Source organism: Vibrio pomeroyi (assembly GCA_041879425.1).
Lineage (GTDB): Bacteria > Pseudomonadota > Gammaproteobacteria > Enterobacterales > Vibrionaceae > Vibrio > Vibrio pomeroyi_A.
Map to the genome: position 1 here is coordinate 1,157,795 of CP090855.1, position 25,196 is coordinate 1,182,990.

17 protein-coding genes are annotated in these 25,196 nt (G+C 44.7%); 9 read left to right on the forward strand and 8 right to left on the reverse strand.

Annotated features, from left to right (window positions below; genetic code table 11):
- Positions 1-35: 35 nt before the first annotated feature.
- The 5 genes from L0992_21060 to L0992_21080 all read left to right on the forward strand — a co-directional run bounded on the left by L0992_21060 (position 36) and on the right by L0992_21080 (position 7,612).
- The gene (locus L0992_21060) at positions 36-1,328 is read left to right on the forward strand and encodes a response regulator (protein XGB70396.1); all 1,293 of its coding nucleotides are present in this window, start codon (positions 36-38) and stop codon (positions 1,326-1,328) included.
- Between the two features lie 115 nt (positions 1,329-1,443).
- Entirely contained in the window at positions 1,444-2,835 is a 1,392-nt protein-coding gene (locus L0992_21065; GenBank protein XGB68893.1) for an HlyD family type I secretion periplasmic adaptor subunit, read from the forward strand.
- 59 nt (positions 2,836-2,894) lie between these two features.
- Entirely contained in the window at positions 2,895-3,563 is a 669-nt protein-coding gene (locus tag L0992_21070) for a transglutaminase-like cysteine peptidase (GenBank protein XGB68894.1), read from the forward strand.
- A gap of 5 nt (positions 3,564-3,568) precedes the next feature.
- Complete coding sequence (locus tag L0992_21075) at positions 3,569-5,479, forward strand: EAL domain-containing protein (protein ID XGB68895.1); 1,911 nt, start codon at positions 3,569-3,571, stop codon at positions 5,477-5,479.
- A gap of 18 nt (positions 5,480-5,497) precedes the next feature.
- Positions 5,498-7,612: a type I secretion system permease/ATPase gene (locus tag L0992_21080; GenBank protein ID XGB68896.1), complete on the forward strand. Its 2,115-nt coding sequence runs from the start codon at positions 5,498-5,500 to the stop codon at positions 7,610-7,612.
- Positions 7,613-7,736: 124 nt separating this feature from the next.
- Here L0992_21080 and L0992_21085 read toward each other — a convergent pair whose 3' ends face one another.
- The 4 genes from L0992_21085 to L0992_21100 form a co-directional block, all read right to left on the reverse strand.
- Entirely contained in the window at positions 7,737-9,407 is a 1,671-nt protein-coding gene (locus tag L0992_21085) for a FapA family protein (GenBank protein ID XGB68897.1), read from the reverse strand.
- A gap of 431 nt (positions 9,408-9,838) precedes the next feature.
- Entirely contained in the window at positions 9,839-11,980 is a 2,142-nt protein-coding gene (locus L0992_21090) for a GNAT family N-acetyltransferase (GenBank protein ID XGB68898.1), read from the reverse strand.
- 93 nt (positions 11,981-12,073) lie between these two features.
- Positions 12,074-13,048: a ParB/RepB/Spo0J family partition protein gene (locus L0992_21095; GenBank protein XGB68899.1), complete on the reverse strand. Its 975-nt coding sequence runs from the start codon at positions 13,046-13,048 to the stop codon at positions 12,074-12,076.
- Between the two features lie 5 nt (positions 13,049-13,053).
- On the reverse strand, positions 13,054-14,271 hold the full coding sequence (locus L0992_21100; GenBank protein ID XGB68900.1) for an AAA family ATPase: 1,218 nt from the start codon (positions 14,269-14,271) through the stop codon (positions 13,054-13,056).
- A gap of 1,261 nt (positions 14,272-15,532) precedes the next feature.
- Between L0992_21100 and L0992_21105 the strand changes: the two genes are divergently transcribed.
- Complete coding sequence (locus L0992_21105; GenBank protein ID XGB68901.1) at positions 15,533-17,512, forward strand: DUF3346 domain-containing protein; 1,980 nt, start codon at positions 15,533-15,535, stop codon at positions 17,510-17,512.
- A 380-nt stretch (positions 17,513-17,892) separates the two neighbouring features.
- Here the strand turns inward: L0992_21105 and L0992_21110 are convergent, their stop codons facing one another.
- The 3 genes from L0992_21110 to L0992_21120 are packed head-to-tail and all read right to left on the reverse strand — an operon-like array spanning position 17,893 to position 20,138.
- On the reverse strand, positions 17,893-18,375 hold the full coding sequence (locus tag L0992_21110; GenBank protein ID XGB68902.1) for a transcriptional regulator: 483 nt from the start codon (positions 18,373-18,375) through the stop codon (positions 17,893-17,895).
- Positions 18,372-19,304 (reverse strand): ATP-binding cassette domain-containing protein, encoded by a 933-nt coding sequence (locus L0992_21115; protein XGB68903.1) that lies wholly within the window; start codon positions 19,302-19,304, stop codon positions 18,372-18,374. Before L0992_21115 ends, L0992_21110 begins: the two co-directional genes overlap by 4 nt.
- Before the next feature lie 9 nt (positions 19,305-19,313).
- Entirely contained in the window at positions 19,314-20,138 is an 825-nt protein-coding gene (locus L0992_21120) for an ABC transporter ATP-binding protein (GenBank protein XGB68904.1), read from the reverse strand.
- Positions 20,139-20,500: 362 nt separating this feature from the next.
- On the opposite strand from L0992_21120, the gene L0992_21125 reads away from it, so the two are divergent.
- Complete coding sequence (locus L0992_21125) at positions 20,501-20,695, forward strand: hypothetical protein (protein XGB68905.1); 195 nt, start codon at positions 20,501-20,503, stop codon at positions 20,693-20,695.
- A 189-nt stretch (positions 20,696-20,884) separates the two neighbouring features.
- Positions 20,885-21,445: an NADAR family protein gene (locus L0992_21130; GenBank protein XGB68906.1), complete on the forward strand. Its 561-nt coding sequence runs from the start codon at positions 20,885-20,887 to the stop codon at positions 21,443-21,445.
- Between the two features lie 209 nt (positions 21,446-21,654).
- Here L0992_21130 and L0992_21135 read toward each other — a convergent pair whose 3' ends face one another.
- Positions 21,655-22,413 carry an ABC transporter substrate-binding protein gene (locus L0992_21135; protein XGB68907.1) on the reverse strand — a complete coding sequence of 253 codons (759 nt, stop codon included), beginning with the start codon at positions 22,411-22,413 and terminating at the stop codon, positions 21,655-21,657.
- Positions 22,414-22,501: 88 nt separating this feature from the next.
- Between L0992_21135 and L0992_21140 the strand changes: the two genes are divergently transcribed.
- A complete protein-coding gene (locus L0992_21140) occupies positions 22,502-24,910 on the forward strand; it encodes a response regulator (GenBank protein ID XGB68908.1) in 2,409 nt (802 codons plus the stop codon).
- Positions 24,911-25,196: the final 286 nt, after the last annotated feature.

Below are 25,196 nucleotides of genomic sequence, written 5' to 3' on the forward strand. Positions count from 1 at the left end.
CTCACATACAGCTAAGGACACAGCTTTTGCACTCTATGCCCAAACTCTATTTTGTCGACGATGAACCCGCTATCCGAGACTCGGTAGAACAAGCCATGCTGATTGAAGGCATCGACATTGTCTGCTTCCCTAATGCCGTTGAGGCGCTCAAGCAGATAGACGTCGCACAAGCAGGCATCGTGATTACCGACATCCACATGCCCGTAATGGACGGCATTCAATTTACCCAGAAGTTGCTGAGCCAGAATCCTAACTTTCAAATCATAGTGCTGACCGGGCATGGCGATGTGCAAACTGCGGTGTCCGCGATGAAGGCTGGCGCCTATGATTTTCTAGAAAAACCGTTTGTGGTCGATGCCCTATTAACGGCAGTCAAAAAAGCAGCCGACAAGCTCGCCTTGGTAGAAGAGAACAACCTATTAAGAAAAGAGCTCGCTATGCAGAATCAGGTTGGCCCCAAATTAATTGGCCAATCTCCATCGATGCAGACATTACGCCGTGAACTAATCACATTAGACTGCAAACAAAATCCACTGTTGTTGTTTGTTGGCGATATCGGCACGGGAAAACGAATCACCGCTCAGTACACACACGATCTGCATAGCCACTCAACCGCAGAGCTTTGCCCAATCGCGGCGTTCAATTTACCTCGTAGTGACCAAGCGACATTTGATCAATTTGTTCTGCAGTTATTCCACAAACATCAGGGTGGAACACTCTATATCCATGAAACAGAAGCGTTAACTTCGCAGCAATGGCTATGGTTAGCCGATCTAAAACCCACTCTACTTCGTGAAAACTCATGCAAGACCAATGCAACTTGTATCATTATCGCAACTACAGTAGTTCCTACTACAATTACAGGTGAACTGCGCCGTTTTAATTTACTACCCTTGGCGCAAAGAACGGAAGATATAGGCTCTTTGTTCAAACATTATGCTCGTGGTGCGGCAAGTCGCTATCAGTTGCCACCACCAGTCATTACAGAGAAAGAGATTCAACGGCTGATCACCACTCATTGGAGTGAAAACATTCGCCAGCTTCGCCAACATGCCGAACTCAGAGTGCTGACGCAAGTGAAGCAACCGTCACTCGACAACGATGAACATGAGCAAAACGACGAAAACCAACTTGATGTAAGTATTGAAGAGCAACAACAATCATTAAGCCAACGTACCGATAGCTTTGAGCAGATTATCTTGATCGAGGCACTACACCGCCATCAAGGACGCTTAAAAGACGTACAGCAAGAGCTGCAAGTATCGCGAAAAACGCTCTATGACAAGCTAAGAAAGCATCAACTCGATAAAACGGATTTCAAAAATTGATAGAATCTAAAAAATATATAAATTCAAAGATTTAAAGGAGCAAAATCTTAACATTTATCAAAAGTAAGAATACACTCAATAGGCTTGCACTTTTATTTAGCAAACAAGGACTGTTATGAGCCAGAAGAATTTCAGCAAATTGAACGAAACCGAACTAGAGTACGTCGACGATAAAACCGCGGCGCTGCTCCTCAATACGCCTACTAGTGCGCGTATTATGTTGTGGGTGATCGTTCTGTTTTTTATTGCTGCTATTGGGTGGTCCGCTTGGGCTGAAATAGACAAAGTCACCGTTGGTCAAGGCAAGGTCATCCCCTCTTCCCAAATCCAAGTGGTGCAAAACCTTGAGGGTGGTCTAGTTAAAGAGATCTTAGTTAAAGAAGGTCAACAAGTTCAAAAAGGCCAGCAACTGCTGTTGATCGATGATACTCGATTCCGTTCAGACTTCCGTGAGCGTGAACAACAGGTCGCCAACTTAACCGCCAACGTGTTGATGCTCTCTGCTTCATTAACCAGTGTCGTTATTAACGAAGATTTTTCAGAAAAAGAGTGGAAGAAAAGTGTCACTCTCGATTACGGCAAGCTCGCCTTCCCACCTAAGTTCTACGAGCTTCAACCTCAACTGGTTAATCGTCAAAAAGCAGAATACCGCCAAGACCTTAATAACCTAAAAAACCAACTTTCCGTTTTTGATCAACAGGTTGAGCAGAAACAACAAGACCTTGTCGAAATTAAAGCACGTGTCCGCAACCTAAAACAGAGCTACCAATTTGCTCGCCAAGAACTGGATATCACCAAGCCCCTTGCCGATGAAGGTGTGGTACCACGCATTGAGTTACTAAAGCTCCAAAGACAAGTGAATGACACTCGCCGAGAAATGACCTCAAGCGAACTCAAAGTCCCTCTCCTACGTTCAGCCATCAAAGAATCCATGCTCAGCCGTATTGATGCTGCGTTGAACTTCCGATCAGAACAACAAGAAAAGCTCAATCAAGCACAAGACAAGCTCTCTGCACTGACCGAATCGGCCGTTGGCCTAGAAGACAGAGTAAACCGTACTGTCGTGGTTTCTCCTGTAACCGGAACCGTTAAAACGCTTGGCATTAATACCGTAGGCGGTGTTATCCAACCGGGTATGGACATCGTGGAGATTGTACCGACTGAAGATTCTCTATTGGTCGAAGCGAAAATCGCTCCTCAAGACATCGCGTTCCTGCGCCCAGAACTGACAGCCATCGTTAAATTCAGTGCTTACGACTTCACCAAATATGGTGGTTTAGAAGGTGTGTTAGAGCACATCAGCGCCGATACCACCCAAGATGAAGAAGGCAACAGCTTCTACATCGTGCGAGTACGCACCGAAAAACACAATTTTGGTAAAAACGAAGAACTGCCAATCATTCCGGGAATGACGGCCTCTGTCGACATCATCACGGGTAAAAGAACCGTGCTTGAGTACATGTTGAAGCCAATATTAAGTGCTCAAAACAACGCACTAAAAGAGTAAGGACGTTTGATGTTTAACAACGCCTTTCAATACGCAGCAAACAGACAAGAGCAGAGGCTATGAAGTCTCGGATTTCGCTGTTGCTGCTGGTCCTCACCTCTTTTACCTCTGTTGCGCTCAACAAGAGCGATCAACGATGGATAGATGCGGTCACCAAAACCTACGGTGACAGAGCAGGAAAACGAGTGGCAACATGGCGTTCAAATATGACGTCTTACGACGGACTAAGTGAGAAAGAGAAACTCAGGTCGGTAAACCAATTCTTCAACCAGATGTACTTTGTCGACGACACCATTCTGTGGGGAAAGAACGACTATTGGGCGACACCACTGGAGTTTCTGGGCAGTAATGCTGGCGACTGTGAAGACTTCACTATCGCAAAATACTTCTCTTTGCTCGAGCTTGGCGTCCCAGATAAGAAATTACGATTAGTGTACGTAAAAGCACTTGAGTTGAACCAATTCCACATGGTGTTGGCGTACTACTCAACACCCAGTGCAGAGCCACTAATTTTAGACAACTTAAACCCTGAAATAAAACGTGGCTCCAAACGCCCAGACCTACGACCAATTTACAGTTTCAATGGTAAAAATCTTTGGTTAATCAAGTCGGCAGCAGGCAGCGGTAAGCTAGCAGGGAAATCTTCAAGATTGAGCTTATGGAACGACTTACGTTCCCGTGAGCGCTCTCTAAAATTAAACAAACCCATTATCAATTACGATGAGTAGGTACAATGACTTTATATAAACAGCTTGTGGTCGGGATGGTTGCGGTGTTCATACTGCTGATGACGTCAGTTTTTATGATCGAATTCAATACCACCCGTGGATACTTAGAGGAGCAACAACGCTCTGAGGTAAGTAATACCATTAATACTGTTGGACTGGCTCTCGCCCCTTACCTCGAAGAAAAGGACAAGGTGGCGGTGGAGTCTGTTATCAACGCCCTGTTTGATGGCAGTTCTTATTCCGTCGTTCGATTGATTTTCCTAGACAGCGGCGAGGATATTCTCCGCTCATACCCTGTTAAATCAACAGGCGTACCACAGTGGTTTACCAACCTTAATCTGTTTGAGCCCGTTCATGACCGCCGTGTGATCACCAGTGGTTGGATGCAGCTAGCAGAGGTTGAGATCGTCAGTCACCCGGGCCCGGCTTATGATCAACTTTGGCAAGCATTCACACGTCTGCTGACCATCTTTGGATCGATCTTCCTACTGGGTTTGGTGTCGATTTCATGGATCCTTAAGCGAGCACTGCGTCCATTAGCATTGATCATTACCAAAATGGATCAGATCGCTAAGAATCAATTTGGTGAGCCTCTGGTTCGCCCGAAAACAAAAGATCTGATCTTAGTGGTCGATGGCATTAACCACATGTCGACTCAAGTGGAATTGGCATTTAAAAACCAAGCAAAAGAAGCTCAGAAGCTGCGTGAAAGAGCGTATATCGACCCTGTATCTCAACTAGGTAACCGCGCTTACTACATGTCTCAATTAACTCAGTGGTTAGAAGAATCAAGCTTAGGTGGTTTAGCCGTACTCAAAGCCGAGTTTATTAGCGAAGAATACGATGAAAAAGGCTATCAAGAAGGTGATACTCTAGTTCACCAATTGGCAGAGCAATTACAGGCCTCTATTTCATCGCCAGACATCACCATCGCACGTATCTCTAGCGATGAGTTTGGCTTTATCATGCCAAACATTGACGAAAGCGAACTTAAACTTGTCGCGAGCAGCATCGTAAATTGCATTCAAAGCCTAGGTTCAGATCCAACAGGTATGGCGAATCCACACATTGCACTGGGTGTTACCTACAGCAACAAGCGTAAAACCAGTACCGAAATCATGTCGCTGGTGGATAACGCACTTTCAAGCGCTAAGGCGAACCGCGAGCTTGCTTACGGCTACGTAACCGCTGACGACCACGGCGCGGTAATGGGTAAACAGCAATGGCGTATGTTGGTTGAAGAAGCGATCATCAACGACCTAGTCACTTTCCGTCTTCAGGCTGCAAACAACGCCTTTGGTAAAACGTACCACCAAGAGGTGTTCTCTGCGATTGAGAAAGACGGTGTGCGTTACGGTGCGAACCAATACCTATACGCGCTAGAGCAGCTTGAAATGAGCCACATTCTCGACCAATACGTTATCGAGAAGATGATTGAAAAGCTTAATACGAATGAAGTAACTAGCCCAATTGCTATCAATATCTCACCAAGCAGTATTTCTCAACCAAGCTTCATCCGCTGGATTGGCAAAACACTTGAGCAAAACACCTCTGTCGCTCACCTGCTGCATTTTGAGATTCCAGAAAACTGTTTCATCAACGTTCCGCACTACACGGCGCTATTGTGTAACACCATTCGCAACGCAGAAGCGGTGTTTGGTGTCGACAACTACGGACGTAACTTCCAATCACTGGATTACATCAACGAGTACCGACCAAGCTATGTGAAGCTGGATTACCTATTCACACATAACCTTGATGACGAAAAACAGAAATTTACCCTAACGTCGATCTCACGAACGGCTCATAACCTTGGCGTAACGACCATCGCGTCTCGAATAGAAACTCAAACTCAGCTAGATATCCTATCTGATAACTACGTAGAAGTGTTCCAAGGCTTCATTGTTGATAAATAGTTGTAAGGGTTATATCGCATGCAAGATCCACTATTGAACTCACTGATCTACGTTAGCCGGTATTACGGGTTAGCTAACTCGCCCGAAGCGTTGATCAATGGGTTGCCACTAACCGATGGAAAGCTAACCCCTTTCCTATTCCCACGCTCAGCCGAGCGTGCGGGATTAGTAGCAAAAGAAAACCGTTCCAACTTAGATAACATCCCACACCTGATTCTGCCTGCCGTTTTACTGCTAAAACAAGGTGAGGCATGTGTTCTCAACAGTATCGATTTAGAAAAACAAGAAGCGGAAATCATCACAGCTGAAAGCGGAATGGTGCCAATCATTATTCCAATGGACGAATTGAAAGAGCAGTTCATCGGCCGCTACTTCTTAGTCAAGAAACAGTTCCGTTACGACGAACGCTCACCTGAGGTTCTCAAAACTCGCAAAGGACACTGGTTTTGGAGCACGATTTGGGAATCTAAAAACATCTATCGTGATGTGCTGATCGCCTCTATTCTGATCAACATCTTCGCCATTGCAGCGCCAATGTTTACACGTTTGGTATACGACAAAGTCGTCCCTAACCTCGCATTTGAAACCTTATGGGTGTTGGCGAGTGGTATCTTTGTGGTGTTCCTGTTCGACCTGCTGTTAAAGCTGATGCGAAGCTACTTCATTGATGTTGCAGGTAAGAAATCCGATATCTTGATCTCCTCGAAACTATTCAGCAAAGTGCTGGGCATTCGTATGGAAGCCAAGCCAGCTTCGGTTGGTGCTTTCGCGAAAAACCTGCAAGAGTTCGAGTCCATTCGTGAATTCTTTACCTCGGCAACCATTGGCTCGCTCATCGATTTGCCTTTCGCGCTGATGTTCTTGGCCTTAATTTGGTTAATGGCCGGAAACCTTGTGTTTGTTCCCGTGGCTGGTGTAGTTGTGCTGATTGTCTACGCACTATTAATCCAAGGCCCACTGCGTCGTACCATCGAGGAAGGCTCTCGTCTTGCTTCTCAAAAGTACGCGAACTTGATTGAGAGTTTGGCTGGCTTAGAGACAGTTAAGCTGTTCAGTGCGCAAAGCCAATTCCAGTTCCGTTGGGAAGAAGCCGTTGCTCACATGGCGAACTGGAATATCAAAAGTCGCCGCATTACCGACAGCATCCAAAACACCGCAGGCTTTGTTCAGCAAAGTACCAACGTGGGTATGATCATTTTTGGTGTGTACTTAATTGCGGAAGGTGAACTTACTATGGGTGGCTTGATCGCTGCGACCATGTTGAGTGGCCGAGCGATTGGTCCTCTTGTTCAGCTGTCACTGCTTTCTACTCGTTACAACCAAGCAAAATCATCGATGACGTTGATTGAGCAAGTGATGTCGATGCCGGATGAACAGGAAGAAGGTAAGCGCTACATCCACCGCCCTATTATCCAAGGCCATATCTCTCTCGACAAAGTGACCTTCCATTATCCGGATTCACCCGTCGCTTCTATCAGAGATTTAACTCTGCATATTAGACCCGGAGAGAAAGTGGCGATCATTGGACGTATCGGTTCAGGTAAAACCACACTGGAACGCCTGATTATGGGCCTGTACAAGCCCACAGAGGGCCATGTGCGTATAGATGACACCGACATGGAACAACTTCATCATGTCGACGTACGACGCAATATAGGCTGTGTACCGCAAGACAGTAATCTGTTCTACGGTTCGGTAAGAGACAACATCACTCTTGGTCGTCCTTTAGTAGATGATCGTGATGTGATGGATGCGGCTAACCGTGCGGGCGTTACTGCATTTACTCAGCAAGATCCTGCGGGCTTAGAGCGTCAAGTCGGTGAAGGCGGTGCATTACTTTCTGGTGGTCAGCGTCAGTCGATTGCAATTGCCAGAGCCTTCTTAGGCCGTCCGCCAGTGTTGTTAATGGATGAACCGACCAGTGCTATGGATAACCGCTCAGAGATGCACATCAAGCACCAGCTTAACCAGTTGCTTCCAAGCGAGACGCTAATCCTGATCACACACAAAACGTCGATGCTGGATATTGTCGACCGAGTGATCGTAATGGAGAAAGGCTGCATTATTGCCGACGGTCCGAAAGCGCAAGTTCTGTCAGACCTCAAACAAGGTAAAGTAAGAGCGGTGAGCTAACTTAAACCGTTGGCTCAAAACAGCGAATATTATAGAAACCAGAAAGGGGGAGCATTGGCTCCCCCTTTTTTATTTGTTAGTCTTGGCACTTAGGTCATGCATCGCTTTATCTTATCAATACAAACTACAAAGCAATGTCTTCTTGTTCCATCTTAAACGAACATTGAATCTCATATTGGTTGAATGAGAAAACACTTCCACCGTGGGTTCGTTTCGTTGTGACTGTTTCATCCCCAAACTGAATCGTCACTCGGGTGTACACTTTTTCGTGCGCCTCGACTGTGCACTCGGCGAGGTTGGTTTCAAATTCCGCCTCTAGTGTGTCCAATTGCGATTTGGTGTTTTCAATCGCTTGGTTGTTCTTTTCTCGTTGCTGCTCAATTTCCAACGCTTGCTCTTCGCTTCTCTCAGCTTTTGGTCGCTTCTTAAATTCGAGTTCTTGGCGAATCACATCCATGGTTTGTTCTTGGGTGTGTTTATAGGTTTCCTTTAGTTCAGCGATTTTCTGTCGGTATCCATCGTAACGAGCAAAACCATGAACCTTAGTTGCCGTGTCTCCCTCGACACCTAAGAACACACATTCGACCTTTCCACCGACTTTGGCTTCGCCACCACTGAGCGTGCCATGTTTCTTCATGGTATCCATCACGACAAGATTGTTTCCACAACGAATGTCGTTACTCATGCTGTGCACGCCAAGTCGAATGTCACCGGCGGTTTGCAATTCTGCATTTTGAGCGTAGCTCGCGGTGATAGAACCTTTGCTGAATACCTTACAACTTTTCACCTCACCCTCTTTGGTGGTGTGGCCGATAATACCTTTCGCGACTTTGATATCACCTTGAGCCTGAACTTCGGCCGATTCAATAAAACCACCAACCGTAATACTGCCAGTCGCTTTCACAATCATTCCCGGTTCGATGTTGCCAGAAACAAACACATTACCTTTGAATTTGACGTGTCCGGTGGATACATCGACATTGCTAACACACAAAGCGTCATCGACTTCAATAGTACGATCTTTGATGATGGGTAATCCGGGATAAGAGGCGAGTAACAAGTTGGGGTCATCAGGAGAAATGTAGGTGCCCTTGCCAGGCTTGATTAAACTGTCTTGTCCAGGAAGTGGCGGGATAATTCGACCTTGGACGGTAAAGCCAGCAATGCCTTTAGTCGCGGGAGTGCGTTTCATTAACTGGTCGTTTTGACCAACGGTAATGGTTGCTCCCAAGTCTCGCATATCAATCTTGCCTTCGTCTTTACTGCGAGGTTTCAAAACTTGTCGAGTAATGTCTTCAACCAAGGCAGCGAACTTTGCGTCTTTACCTTTTACGGGTTGTGTTCCCTTGGCGACAGGCTGCGTAAACTTTTCTCCAGGCTTAAGTTTGCTACTCATCATCAATACTTTTCTGAGTGCTAACTTATTAATGCCTTTCGTGATGTGAGCTTGTGCTAAACAATGAATGATGTCGCTACCGCGTAGCGGGTGTCCATTGTATGGACCTGTGACGACTAGACTTGCTAGCATCTCATCATCAGTTAATTCGACCGCGACACTGGCATTACGAACTTCTGCAATCAAGATTCCTTCATAAGCTTCCCCCTTGCCCTCTTTTGCAAGAGTCACAAAACGCAGCACCTCATCTTCAAAAAGAAAGTAGCTAGATGCGTTCAAAGCTTCTAAGGCTGGTGGCAGAGTCTTATTGTCAAAGCTTGCGTCGACCACAAACCCCGACGGCAGACATGCCATCACTTGTTGCTTATCTTCCGACAGTGTAACGATGTTATCCCACATTCGAATTGAGTATCCCTAATGACTCAGTTGTTATTCAGTCTATATAATTCATTCTGCGCTTAGTATCACATTATTAGAATAATCAGCGTCACATCACTTACTTTCGATTCTGCAAACATGACTCATAAATAAGACTTAACTATTTTATGATCCGCTTCACCTTTACAAATATTAAGCTGAACAGTTTCAGCATTTCCCATGCGAGTGAACGTTGAACAGGTGTGATAGCAATATGATAGCAACGAATCGGTTTAGAAGATTAAGGGCTGTCTTTAAGAGAGCGAACTAGAAATGGTGGGGCGACAATTAAAGCGATGATGAAGGTAAAACTGGATTTGGATGTGGAGTTTCAGTTTACAGTGTAAATCGAATATTCTAATTTACACTGTAAATCTAATTAGCGCTGAAAACGAGTTGGGAAACCAAACTGCCTATTTACAGTGTAAATTTGATAATAGGAAATCGACGTCTTGACGGAATTGAATCTCGGCTTGTTTTCGCCCAACAAGATTAAACTGTTCGACACAAGTCCCCCACTCTTTCTGCTGTACAACTTTCGCGATAAGTAAGTCTGAAACAGCGAAACCTGTATCGGTTATAGCGTCAGATTCAGCTATGTGAGCTTGACGACCATTACTCTGCAAAATCAAATTCAAGACACTGAAACCAATGCTGTCGTAACTATTGCCACCATCGACATAATTCCTGATGAGTTGGATTTCAGACTCAGCCATAGATTCAACTTGCGTTGGCAATAATGCGCGCACCATATCAACTTCGAGAGAAGCCAAAGAACCAGAAACGACAAAACAGAAACTGTGCTCAAAGTGACGTTGCAATTGGCTAATCCAACTTTGCGTGTTTTGGTTAAGCGACTTAACCATCAACACTGAATGACAACCGCTTGCCTGATCTCGCTGGTGGCCAATATGAACAGGCACAAATTCACTATCTCGCCAGAAAGAAATCAAATCACTGGTCGCACCGAAGCTCGTCGCAAAATAATCGACTTGCTCTGTTTGTACAACTTGCCCAGATAACTGCTCTAACATCCAACGGCCAATACCTAAACCTTGATGACGTGTCGAGACGGCAATACGCATTACTCGAAGACAGCGGCTAGTTGCAGCTTCAACAGACCCGAGCTGGTTAGCTAACAGAACTGGCGCAAGGTGACCTTGTGGACGACGTTTTCCAACTTGAACTTGTGCAATCAACTCTTTATCTAAACCGCCCTCCTCCGTCACCAACATACAACCAAGACACTCGTCTTGCTGCCAAGCGGCAAATAAATGAATAGCTGGGTTATCGAGGAACTGCATTAAATCATTAGGAGATGTCTGATAATGAGCATCGACTAAAAGAGAAAAACACTGTTGAAGTTTTTGGGGGTTAACCAAACAGTCTGCTTTTGACAACTCAACCAAGTTAAGTAGGTTGAGTGCACCATCAGGAAGTTCTTCCGACTCATTAACCGCCGATTCACTCGGGCACGCATCTTCACCAAGAAGGAAACAATCAAATAGCCAACGCTCTAGTGGGTCGTTGTTATTCCAACGGATAGGTTGTTCAAGCTTGTAGCCCTTCCATCCAGGGCGATGTTCAGAAAGCCAAGCTTCAAATTTGATTCCAAACCCTCGTCCACTGCCTTCGTAACCATGAACTGTGGTTGAAAAAACCATGCGGTGATAACTACCGACCATAGATTTAAGCATTGGGATTGGGATGACGGCCGCTTCATCAACCAACAACAGGTCGCAATCAGGCTTAGATTTAAGTAATTCATCAGGCGCGACAAACCTTAAACTTCCACCTTGATAACCAATGTGAGTCGCGTTAATGACTTCACACTCATCGAGTCGCTGTAACGCATGAGAAAATACAGGCTCAATAGCTTTAACAGAGGGAGACGTAACAATAATGTTTAAGCCCTCACGCTCTGCCAAAAGCTGCGCAGCTGCAATACCCAAAGTGGAACTTTTACCTCGACCTCTGTCTGCAGTCAAAATCAATGGGCGCTTTCGATGTCCCGCAACAACTTTCTTAACTAACTCAATCGCATCTTTTTGCTGCTCAAATCGATCGGTCGAGTTGTCTTGATTAGTTATTTGAGGAAGCGAATTCAACGCTTCAACCACACCCGCCTGTTCGTCACGTTGCGAAACAGAAAGTAATTTTTCAAAATGTAGCTTTAACCAAGATTGCCCAAAGCATTCGCTATCTTCAGAGTCATCAACTTTTGGCGGTAACACCAACAACAAGCCACCACCAACTAACGAACCCAGCGCAGCGCTAAAACCATTCGCATCGAACTGCTCTCTAAAATCACACACAAGAACTTGGCATTCACGGCCAAGAAGTTGCTGGCCTTTTTTTACTGGTGCATGAATCGCCCCCTCAAACGGAGTACCACCAATCTGGAAAACGGTTTGATAATCTGCATCTTGAAGGAAGGTTATAACAGCGGAGTTTTGCCAATCGAAATCGCCATCGAAGACAACGCCATAACGGTGATCGTTATGCTGAGCGATATTAGAAAGTGTGTGCAGAAAAATGTTGGTTGGGTTTGTCATAGTTAGTGTCCAGATTCGTCTAAACACAGTTTATCACAGCCAAATAAAAAGCCGCATAAAGCGGCTTTAGAGTAGTAAGGGAAAGTTATCGATTTAATCGAACTTCGATTGCACGAAGGCCAGGATTTCTTCCATTGTCGCATCATCAACTTTCTTGAGATTTAACGCCAAGTTTGAACCTTTACGGCTGTATGAAGCACGGCCTTTAATTAGTTCCACTTTTGGAGACGCTTTCTTAGCTGGCGCAGGTGCCAGTTCAAGAATCCAACCTTCTAAGGTTTCAGTCACGTCTTTGGTCAAGCGAGTTACGCCTTGAGCTTCACTACGCTGCCATACAAAACCCTCGGAAGCATCACACTTAGTCAGTAGTGTTTGTTGTTGTTCGCTCGTTAGGCCACCAAATTGTTTGTGTAGTTTAACAATCGTTGGACGACCAAGGTCGCTCACATTTGGGTAAGCTTGTAGCAATTCAAGTGGCAAAGCGGCCGCTTTCAATGCGCCACTTACCAAAGCTTCGCTGCACTGGAACATTTTCGCGAGTGCTTTTTGATCTTCAGCTTCGCCTTTATCTAGCTTCGCTTGCATCTCTTTGCCCTTCTCATACAGAGAAAGTGGTTTGTGAGCGTTTGCAACATCAGATAAGAACTTAGCATGGTCGCCGTTAATGTTTTCAGCAACATAGATAAGGAACTCTTTGTCGGCCAAAATACATGACATACGACGACGGCTACCATCAAGAACTTCAATCTTACCGTCTTTGTTTTTACGACCAACCGCTGGGTATTGCTGGCCGCGTTCTTTTAACGTCGTCAGTACGTCAGAAAGCGCATGTTCATTTAGGAAAGATTGCTCACGCGCATTCTCTTCAAAAACAACCGTTCGAGTCGCCACTTCAGAAGCAGGAATTCGAACCAATTCAAATGAAACCAACTCTTCGCCCGCAACTGAAAGTTCAATCACTTGAGCCTGTTCTTTAGCAGCTGTTTGCGCTTCTTGAGGCGTTGCTACGCGACGTTTGTTTGCTTTACCAAATAGCTTTGCATTTAAGTCAGATGTTTTAATTGCCATTCTTGTTATCCCTGATTAAGTGAAGGCCAGTTGCTGTGTAATACACGCTCTAATTCTAGAGCACTTTTTTGTACTGCGTCTTGAGCGACAGCTAGAGTTTTCTTACCACCTTCGAAGTCGCTAACCGTGAGGTCGAAAACCGTGCTGTAGGTATCGGCACAAGTTTCAAAAGCACGGCTTCTTGGAATCGTCGCCATCATCACTTGGTCATTCAGCAGGTAGTTCATTTCAGTGAGAACGGAAACCTGCTTCTTGTTGTCATCTTCAAACATGGTTGGCATCAGGCGAACAAACTCAAGCCCTTTCCAATCGTCCGGAAACATCTCGTACACGGTTGGTAAGTGTTGGAAGAAGTTAACCGTTGAAGCCCAGTCCAAACGCTTTGCAGCACATGGAATCAGAAGAGCGTTCGACGCGTACATTGCATTCCACACTAGAGGGTCTACGTGCGGCCCGGTATCAATCATAATCACATCAAAGTCATCGGCGATTTTGTCGATAAGCTTCTCTTTAAGAAGACGAACGATATCAAGTGACTGATCTTGAGAGAGGCTTTGCCACGCTTCAGCGTTAAACATCGCATCCTCTGGGAATGCAGAGATTGTCTTTAGGTTCGGATACTGAGTTGGCAAGAGTACATTTTTGCGAAGAAACTCTAGGTCAACATCTTGGCCTTCAGGCACATTGTCCAACATGATATCGACGGCAGAATAGATACTGTCGTGCTCTGCACCACTGATTTGTGGGTTTAAGAACAGACGTAATGAACCTTGTGGATCCAAGTCAATCAGACAGATACGGTAGCGCTTGTCTAAATTCAGAGACAAACAAGCCGCTAGGTGAACCGCCGTCATTGATTTACCTGTACCACCCTTCTGGTTTTGTACGTTGATAATCCAAGGTTTGTTGTCTACGTGCTGTTTGCGTTGGTGGAACTTTGGCACTTCCGCCGCGTCCATCAGCATGTGAGCTTCAGTCAATGAAATCGAGTAATGATTGGCGTTGTTCTTTGTAAACTGGTGACCATCCGCTTCAAGCTTGGTAATTGCCTCATCCAATTTTCGACGAGTTAAGCCTGAACGAGTCTCCATCATAGCTTTAGACATTGGAGGGAAATGTTCATCACTTCGCTCTTCCAGAATAATCTCAATTCGGTCAGCCTGAACTTGTTGAGTTTGTTCGGCCAGCTGATAGAGCTTATCAATCGTTTGTTCTCTTTTCATTGCCAGTTTCCGTAATGATTAACTAAGTACAAATTGTACAGCGATTAACAACAAACACAACAAAAACATGAACATACATTTATGAGTAAAATCACATAAAATAGACTGTATTTTTACAGTTTGATGAAACAACGACTAAGACAAACACAAAAAGTGACCGTTTTTATCATGCACAACCATGCTATTTCTGCCTTACATTTTAAATGTTACAGCATCACTTATTTACAATGTAAATGCAATTTCAGCAAAAAACCTTCGGAACGATTGAAATACAAGCATAGATTACGGTTCGTGTGATTTGCATTCGAAATTGTGAGCTTTTCAACCAAGAAATAATAGAAAACCAAAAATAGCATCGCAAATACAAAACCACGACAAGATGAAGCGTCACCTAGATAAAAGAGAGTTGAACCTAACACGGAAGAATGATCATGGGATACATCATGCGTAAGAGAATTGATAAGGCGGTATTATGAAGCATGATCAAGGTGTAAACTCATCAATATCGATCCGCATGAGTGACTGTTCGAAATGATCAACTTCCGGAAAAATGATCAAGTAAATATCGTTCCGGAAGCATATAATTTAACAGCTAACTTACGGACAAATGCTTTTGCAATGGGGATTCAAGGCCTATAAGGCCTCATTGCTTGGAAATTCAATCTGCACAGACTCAGAATACAGAAACATGACAATTTCATGATCATGCTTCCAAAGTAATGCAGGCCCGCTTTAATGACACTCAAGCCAGCCGTTAACACCGGCTTCAGAACAAATTTTGTACGTAATAGGGTAGGAACGATAGAAAAGGGCACTTACTTGATCATTGTTCCGTAGATAAGCCATTAAAACTATCCACATTGACGAGTTACAAGTGACTTAACGAATCATGTTGGATTATGGACTGTGGATAAGCTGTACAAGTATAATGATCATGCTTTCGAACCAATAATGATCATGCTTACAATGACTTAATGATCATCGTTCTGACGCTCTGTGATCATGCTTTCTTAGGTTTAATGATCATAGTTTCGGACTATTTATGATCATGCTTTCCAAGCGGATTTTTTTTAATACTTTAAATTCAGCAACTTAAAAGCAAACTTACGTCCAGATCATTAGATCACTTAATCATTTAAGATCATATTAATCAAAAAGATCAGTTATTTAAAAGCCAATAAATTCTCTTTATTTATGATCATTCTTTCTTTATCATTCAGGAACTATAGTGAAATTACGGTTAGTGTGATACGGATCAAAAATGAAACCAGAAGAGAAATTGTTAATTAAGGCACGAAGCCACAAAGATGGTCATTTATTTGAGGTATCTGAAACAGCCGTTGAATGGATAGAACAATATCAACACTTCAAAGGTGTCACCAAAAGCATAGTTGAGCTTCTTAACCTAATTTCACTTCGTGGGTTTAGCAGCAAAGACGGATACGTTTCAACCACTGAGATTATCGAATCAACCGATGGCCAAGTCACTCGCGCAGCCTTGCAACAAAGGCTGAGAGCAGCGGTAAATATCGGTCTTTTCAAACAAATCCCCGTTCGTTTTGAAGAAGGCCTTGCAGGTAAAACCATGCTGCATCGCTTTGTTAACCCAAACCAATTGATATCGGTACTGGGTGCCACCAGCTTAGTCACAGAAAGCGTAAAGCAAAACGAAAAGCAAAAGCGTTCTAAAGCCCTCGCTCAAACCAAAGTAAACAAACGTTTACTGAATGAGCATGGTCTTAATACCCCCCCAACGATGAAAGACGAAGCGGATCAATTCATTGTTTCGCCAACCAATTGGGCGGGCATTATTGATCAAGCGTTAGCGCCACCAAGAACGCGCAAGAGCTACCAGAAATCAATGGTTTCGATCTCGGGTACTCGCGCGGTGATCGAGACAAGATCGTCTAAAAATATTATGACGGTGGATGATCTGATGACACTTTTCGCGTTGTTCACGCTAACCGTTCAGTATCATGATCATCACCAAGATGATTACCACCTAGACGCGAAACACACACCGAACAAAACACCACTCTACATCACTGACATTTTGTCTTTGCGTGGCAAGAAAGACAGTGGCCCTGCTCGTGACTCGATCCGCGACAGTATTGATCGTATCGAGTTTACGGATTTTCAGCTGCATGAGCTTACTGGCCGCTGGCTTAGTGAGAACATGCCAGAAGGCTTTAAGAGTGATCGTTTCCGATTCTTAGCGAGAACCATTACAGCATCGGAAGAAGCGCCTACAGAGGGCTCTGACGGCGAAATTCGCATTAAACCGAACCTATACATCCTCGTTTGGGAACCTTCGTTCTACGAAGAGCTCCTGACTCGTGATTATTTCTTCCTGTTCCCGCCAGAAATCCTGAAGCAACATACCTTGGTTTTCCAAATGTATTCGTACTTCAGAAGCCGTATGGCACGTCGTCATTCAGATTGTATGTTGCTGAGCGAACTGAATCAGAAGTTGGCTCGTAACATCGATTGGCGTCGTTTTTCGATGGATCTGATCCGTGAACTGAGAAAGTTGGGCGAAGTCGGAGATCAAGAAGATACCTTCCTGGTTAACCTTTGGGGTTATCACTTGACGATCACCGCGTTGATCGAAAAAGGCAAAACGACCGATTATCAAGTTGATATCAAATGTAACGTGGAAGAAGTACTGCGTTACTCAAGAGCACGCACCACCAACGCCGGTAAACGTAACATGGCACCAACGCTGCCAAACCCACTTCGCAACGAGATGGTGTCTAAGCAGAAGCTGGAAGAGCTGTCTGAGATTATCGATGGTGAGTTTGAACCCATTCAGCGCAAAGCACCGTCGCCAAGAGGCAAATTAGGGCGTCGAGTGAAGCAACGTAAGCACTCTGTTGAGATCAATGCTGACGAGATCATGATAACGCTCTCTAAATATACCTCTGCAGAGGCTCTAGAACGCAGTATAACGGCTTTATCTGCTATGACAGGGCACTCACATGCCTCAATCAAAGAAGAGTGCTCAGAGCTCATTGAGAAGCTTGATTGGTTGAGAGTAGGAGAAGACGTTATCCCTTACGAAACATTGAGTAAGCTGATTGAGCTGTACAACGACCGTGATAGCAACAGTAATCGACATCTTTCTATCGAACGCCTGATTTCAGGTTTGGCGGTGCGTCGTAAAGTGTGCAAACAAGTGCACGAAGGACATCTAGACGAAAATGTGTTCTTGGCGCTCGATGAAATGGCGATTGGCCACTAGCTTTCGGCCCGTTTTCACTGTTGTGAATAGGTCATTTAATCATCATTAGGTGCTGATAATAATCGCACCTAATGCTGACAAAGCGATGACAATGTAACGCATCCAGTTGATTATTATTTATCCCGAATAGACAACCTTTTGTCCTTTCTTATGATTAATAGATTGGCTCATATTTTGTTACATCATACTGAATAGATTTTTTGCGAGTTCCCCAAGGGACTCGCTTTTTTTTGTCTAAAATTCCGCTAAACACTAAAAATCAATAGCTTACATGATTGGATACCGAAGCATGATCAAGGTCAGATCATGTTTGCAATGGATCCTGTTGTTTCAAGTAGACGGTCATTTTGGTGAGTTGATATTGGATCGATAGGGGATGATCAGTGAATCTGATGTTTTACATTACCTTGATCATCGTTCTGGGATTGGCTTGTCATAAAGCGGACATGCGATTCGATTAACTTTTCGGATTCTTGTAACCAGCGCGGCTCTTGTTGTTGATTCGCAAACTCCAATGCGAGCACACACAAGTGCTGCACTCGCTGTGTACACCACTCTTGTAAGTCTGGCTCCGCTTTCGTGTCATAACACACCGCTTGAAGCTTGCTGTAAGCGAACATCAGGTATTGATACGCCTTTTCTTGGTGATGTGGGTTGTGGTCTGAATTTCGGTAGAAAGTAAAGATACGCAGGCACCCGTCTAACCAACATGCGATGCCTTTGCTTTGTTCATCCGTGATCAAAGGCCCCCAGAGTGCATCTGGAGGCATTAAGATCAAAGGTTCCAACCGTCCCACTTGATCATGCTTTCGGTCTTTGTACCAATCTCCGATTCGCTCTAACCAAGTGTCTAGTTCATTCATGCAACGTTATCCCACTGTTTTACAAAGTGATTATCAGAGACTTGCTTAATTTCATGCTGTATTTCGCTGCTCTGCTCTCGAATACGATCTGCGTCTATGGAATAGTTTGGCTCATTTTTTACGAGTTCGCCAAATGGCAGATCAGGATCCGGTACCGCAGAGATCAACAGTTTGGTATATGGGTGCTGCGGATTCGTTAAGATCGATTGGGTTGATCCCCATTCAACGATCTGTCCTTTGTACATCACCGCAGTTTCTTCTGCGATGTAATGAGCGGTCGCAAGGTCGTGAGTAATGTATAAGAAGCCTATCCCAAGCTCTTTCTTCATTTTTTGCATGAGATTGAGCACGCCAAGTCGAATTGAAACATCCAGCATCGAGGTCGGTTCATCGGCAAGAATGACTTCAGCCCCAACCGCAAGCGCTCTAGCTAGGTTAACCCGTTGTCTTTGGCCGCCACTAAGCTCGTGAGGGTACTTTGCGAGCGTTTCGATGGGTAACTCCACCAGCGTGAGCAATTCCTTGAGGCGTTCTTCTAGAGCCGCTTTATTGGCGACTTGCTTATGAATCTTAAGCGGGCGTGTTAAGTGGTGCTCTATGGTATGAGTGGGATTGAGTGAGCCAAACGGGTCTTGAAACACCATTTGTACACGGCTGCGGTAATCCAAAATGTCTTTGCGGCTCTTGAGGGTAGAGATGTCTCTGCCGTTGAACAAGATCTCTCCCTCTGTTGCAGGGTAAACCTTGGTCATCAGCCTCGCGCAGGTGCTTTTCCCGCAACCGGACTCGCCAACCAGTGCCAGCGTTCTTCCTGCATATAGGTCAAAGCTCACGCCGTGCAGCGCTCTGAATATCTCTTCTTTGCCAAATCCACCGCCAACAGTGAACTCTTTGACGAGGTTTTTTACTTGAAAAATAGGTTGTGACATAGAGCTCTCCTAGCACGCTGTCGCGTGAGCATGTTCGTGAATATTAGGGAAAGAACTCCATAGCTTTTGGGTGTAGGAGTGCTGCGGATTGTTGCGAATCTCGTAGGCTTGATTGACTTCGACGATTTGGCCATGGCGCATGATGGCAATGCGGTCACACAGTTGGCTCATTAATGCTAAGTCATGAGTGATAAAGAGGATCGAGAAGCCAAACTCCTCTCTGAGTTGGTGTATCTGCTGCAAAATCTCACGCTGTACGACCACATCCAAAGCCGTTGTTGGCTCATCCATGATGATTAGCTTAGGGTTGAGGGCGAGGGCAATGGCAATCACCAAACGTTGACGCATACCGCCACTGAACTGGTGAGGGTATTCAGTGAGTCGGTTGCGCGGAATGTTGACCAGGTCGAGTAACTTTTCTGCGCGATCTTTGGCTTGTTCATTGGTCATGCCTTTGTGGTGGCGTAGCACATCAGCAAATTGTTCTTCGATGGTTAATACAGGGTTGAGTGAATTCATCGCACTCTGGAACACCATGGCAATCTCGCTCCAGCGCAAGGTATTCAAATGGCTGTCTGATAAGCTCAGCAGGTCTTGTCCACCAAACAGTATCTGGCCTCCGGATATGAACGCGGGCGGCTTATGCAGACGGTTAATGGCAAACGCGATGGTACTTTTGCCACAGCCAGATTCCCCGGCTAAACCAAAAATCTCACCTTGACCGATGCTAAAGCTGACGGATTTGACCGCGTTGAAATCACCGTCATCGGTGATGTAGTCGACACATAAATTCTTCACTTCGAGAAGTGGTGTATCTGAAATTCCCACAGACATGATAAATACTCAGTTATGATATTGATAACTATTATCATTAACATGTGTTGAATTTAGTGAAAGCGATGAGCACAAAAAGAATGAAGTGCCTCGAAATTTATCTTGGGTTATTTCACGAATTTTCAGCGGAAAAGAAGAATTGGGAGAGGGGAAAATGAGAGTTGGATCAAACCACATTTCTTATGGGGAATCTTTTAAATGTAATTGCAGAAAATGCCTTTGGCAAAGTTTAAATGAGGCATTTATTAATTAGGTTTGTGAAGCGTCGGAATCATCACATTTCAGTACAGATTTTCTTAACAAGCGAAATAGCATTTGCTACAGATTACCTGTCCATTACATGGTGCTTTTCGGAGGAAAACATGTCCATTAATTCTATCAACCATGATGAAATGACAAATATTGCAAACAAGTGGGATGCTGAAGAAGAAGTATCTTTCAAACCAGAAAAGAAAATGAAGTCCGCTGAAGCTCGTCGTCGTATCGAGGCTCTAAGAGAAATTAGAGAAAGCGGTTTGAGTCTGGAAGAAGCGAGGGAGCTAGGTCTTATTCACTAATAATCCCCATTGCATTTAGAAGGGTGGCACCATGCCACCCTTTGATTTATAAGTACTTTTTTATAAACTATATCTATGTAAGATCAACGGTTTGAATCTCTTCTCTAGTTTGCAGCTTCGCTAAGCCCTTTTGAAATCCCGTCCTTTAGACTAAAAACGCGTCCATGGCATACTCTTTAACCAAGTTGTTTGACAGCAATATGCAACGCCACTAATTTTAAAGTTAAAGCAAAAATATGTGATGTCGTTGGTAAGGAGAAGGCTATGTCTAATTCTGTGGCTCAAGCTAAAGAAGTGCTATTTTATGAACCTGAAGATCCAAACGGATACCTTTCAAATTTTGCAGCTTGCCCCATCAAGATTGATGATCAAATTTGGGCAACCAGCGAACACTATTATCAAGCCATGAAGTTCTCCTGCGAAGTACTTCGCAATACGATTCTGCAAGCTAGCACACCTGCTGAAGCATTCTCTTTGAGCCGTGACTACGAAGACCAAGTTCGTGAGGATTGGTATGAGATTCGTGTTGAAGTGATGCAGTTCATCGTCACCGAGAAATTCAGACAGAATCCGCAATTTGCGCTGTTTCTTACCAATACCGGAGATTCGGTGATCAAGGAGCATTCACACAAAGACCATTTTTGGGGCGATGGCGGCGATGGAACTGGCGAGAACCATTTAGGCAAGATTCTGATGGCAGTGCGTCAACAGCTTCGTACTCAGCAACTGCATTTGATTGCTGCGCATTAATCCATTGACCTACGGTTGTTCTAAATTAAGTAGATCGATTACGGGTAAATTCTTTTAGCCTTTAAAGACGAATCGAAAAGGCCGCCCTGTTTAGCTTGTGTGCTTAACAGGGCGGCCTTTTAAGTTTAAGAGCGAGTTAGGCATCGAAGAGAGCTAAAGTGCGTTACCGAAGCTACACGGTTATGCTTGGGTTATAAGTGATGCCGTTGCTACAAGTAACTCTGTACGATGTCATTGAGCTGCCCATCGTCTTTCATCTGGTCTAGACGTTGGTTGATGAAGGTTTGCAGTTTTGGGTCCATCTCAGGGTCGAACGCCAAATGGATAGGGTAGTTATTTATGACGGAACCAAACTCTTGCATCTGGTAGTCATCAATACTCAGCTTCTGCTCGTTTAGGTTGTATTTGATTCGTGATTCCATTTCCACAAACACAGTATCGCCAGGTGCTCGGTTCAGGACACGAAACGCAGCGGTGTAATCTTTAACTCGAATCTCGTTGAGCTTGCCTTGTTGGATGTATGGCTCTAGGTTTGGATATTCAAACCCCACCAGCAATACCACTGCTTTTCCGTCTAGATCGTCGATTGTATTGAACTCAAACGGTTTTTTACCGCTGCTGAGTAACACGTGTTTTACATTGTAAATCGGATCTTCAGACAGGTTAACAGATTGGATATTTCCCCAACTTGGACTGCCGTAGGTTACCCAGTTTGGGTTCTCTCTAGCATCGAGCTTGTCGATCATTCGGTTAAAAGGGTAGGTGTGGTAGTTGATCTCATATTGGCTGTCATGGAATACCGCTTCAACAATATCCGATACCATTCCTCTGTGAGATGACCCGTCAGTTTCGATCTGAAAAGGTTGCGCTTGGCTCGCAATAATGTAGTAGTGAAGAGGTTCGCTTGCAAAAGCATAACTGCTTGAAAACAAACTGACTATGGATGCAACGATAAGATGTTTTTTCATAACCTTCCCTAGTTATTTGATGAATGACTACTATTATACTAGTTGAGTAATTGTAGTTTGCTAGGATAACAATAATGGTAATTTGTGTATGGTGAAAAAAGGAAAACGCTATATTGGACTCTCCCGACAGTTGATCGGGGTAATCATCGCAATCAGTACCTTATTCACAGTCATAGTGACAGGTCTGGGATTATATGTGGAGTACCAAAATCGAGTTTCTTTTATCAGTTCTCAGATCGAACAGGTTAAAGCCGGCTACCTCTCTGGTTTAACGGCGAGCTTATGGGTGGAAGACCGAACCCAACTGTTTGTGCAAGCTGAAGGCATCTCTCGTTTACCCTCTGTTAGTTATCTTCTAATAGAAAGCCCCGATGAAAAAATTCTAGAACTCGGCCGACCTACCACTGGCCAGTCTTACTCTCAGTCTTGGGAGATGGTGCACCAGATGGGCGGCAAAGACTTCCCATTAGCGACGCTCACGGTGCAATCTGATTTAAGTATGATACTCAATGATTTCGAAGAACGGGTTCTGTTATTACTCGCCTTCGAAGCGGTCAAAGTTTTCTTACTTTCTCTGGTGTGTCTAACGATAGTGTATCGTCTGGTCGTGAAACGCCTGATGGCCATGTCCTCTCAGATCAATCAACAGCAGGTTGAAGACAACAAGCCGCGCTTCTTAACCCCAACCGATTCGACTTACAAAGACGAGATCTCGACGCTAGAGAGCAGTTACAACCAGTCGATTGAACGTATTCGTCAACAGTACCAAGAATTGGAAAAAGCCAAAGATATCGCCGAGGTGGCTAATCGTAACAAGAGTGAATTCCTGGCTAACATGAGCCACGAGATCCGTACCCCAATGAATGGGATTATCGGGTTGTCATCTCTGCTCTCTGAAATGGATATGCCGAAAGAGCAAAAAGAGTATGTGAATATGCTCAACACCTCTTCACTGACGCTGCTCGACTTAATTAACGACATCCTCGATTACTCGAAGATTGAAGCTGGCCGCTTAGAGCTTCAGCAAGAACCGATGAAAATGATGGGCATCGCGGCGGATGTGGAATCGACCTTCCGAGTTAAAGCTGAACAGAAAGGACTTAGATTCCAACTCGCGATTGATCCTAAGATCCCAACTATGGTGATTGGAGATGGCACTCAGCTCAGACAGGTGTTGAACAACCTAGTCGGCAACGCCATCAAATTTACTGAACATGGTCATGTCACGCTGTCGCTTCATTTAGAACAAGTGATTGAACCGGAGCAAAAGTTGAGGGTTCGCTTTGAGGTGACAGACAGCGGTATCGGCATCGCGGAAGACAAACAGCAATCGGTATTTGATAAGTTTCAGCAAGCCGATGGCAGTACCACACGTATTTATGGCGGCACAGGACTTGGTCTAACGATATGCGATAAGATCGTGACCTTGATGGGCAGCAAGCTTGAACTGACCAGTGTCGAAGGCAAGGGCAGTACATTCTATTTCGTTGCCGACTTTGACCCGTGTCTAGAAGCGGACGAGAGCAATATCGACTTTAATAAGGTCTCGGTATTGCTGGTGGATGATAGCCAGTTGAACATGCGTATAACGTCCACACAGCTGCAATCTTTCGGCGTTAAGTCAGAGTGCTGTGAAACGGCAAACCAAGCGCTAGAGTTGGTTTCAGAGTCTGTGGCTAAGTCGTCGCCTTACGACTTAGTGTTGATTGATAAAGTGATGCCGTCGGTTGATGGCTTCCAGCTGGCGAGAAGTTTAGTCGAGCGCTTTGGTAGCGAGTGTCCTAAATTAGTGATGATCTCCGCCGACCCAAGAAAGCAAGATGAAGTTCGCGCGAAACAAGTAGGCTTTGTCGCTTACATCGCTCGCCCTTATCAAGACAATCAACTTAAGTGGACCATCAGTGAGGTGCTTGCGAGAGCCGCTGATACTTCAACCTTCACCTATCCAAATCGAGGCGAGGTGGCGTTTAAAGACAATGAACCGGTACTAGTAACCAAACCTGCGACTGTTGCTAAGCCAGCACAACCAGAGAAAACGGCTGTAAAAGAAGAACCAAAACCTGCGGCGGTTACGGCCTCTTTTAGTGGCAAAGTCTTAGTTGTGGAAGATTCGAGAGTGAATCAACAAGTCGCCAAGATGATGCTTAAGAAGCTGGGTCTTGAGGTTGATATCGCCGACAACGGGGAAATTGGTGTTGAGAAGTTTAAAGCCAATGACTACGTGATGATCTTTATGGACTGTCAGATGCCTGTGCTTGATGGCTTTGAAGCAACTAAGCAGATCCGAGTGCTGGAAGAGGGCTCTTCACGACATATTCCTATCGTCGCACTCACAGCCAACGTTGTGCAGAGAGACAAGCATTTGTGTTTTGATGTGGGGATGGATGAGTTTCTACCTAAGCCTGTTAATCAAGGGAAGCTGAGAGAGATCGTTGAGAGTTTTTTAGCGAAAGAAACCGATTCAACGAACGAAGAGAGTGAGCAAAAAATTGTCTAGCTTGATGTGAGTTATATTCCAGCCTTTATTAAGACCTAAAGCATCACCGTGCTTTAGGTCTTTTTTATGTGTCGTTAGAAGAGATTGGCACCCGTCAGTTAAAAAAACAGTTAAGTACCGTGAACATTGATCGCCAACTCACTTTATTAAACTCATGCTCAAGCTTCATTTCTTTGTCATACAGTTTTACTTCGGCTTTGCTAATGTAAATTGACGACCCATCAAGGATTCACCCACACCTCATTCATCACCTGTTGTACCTCTGCTATTCGCTTTTATTGAAACC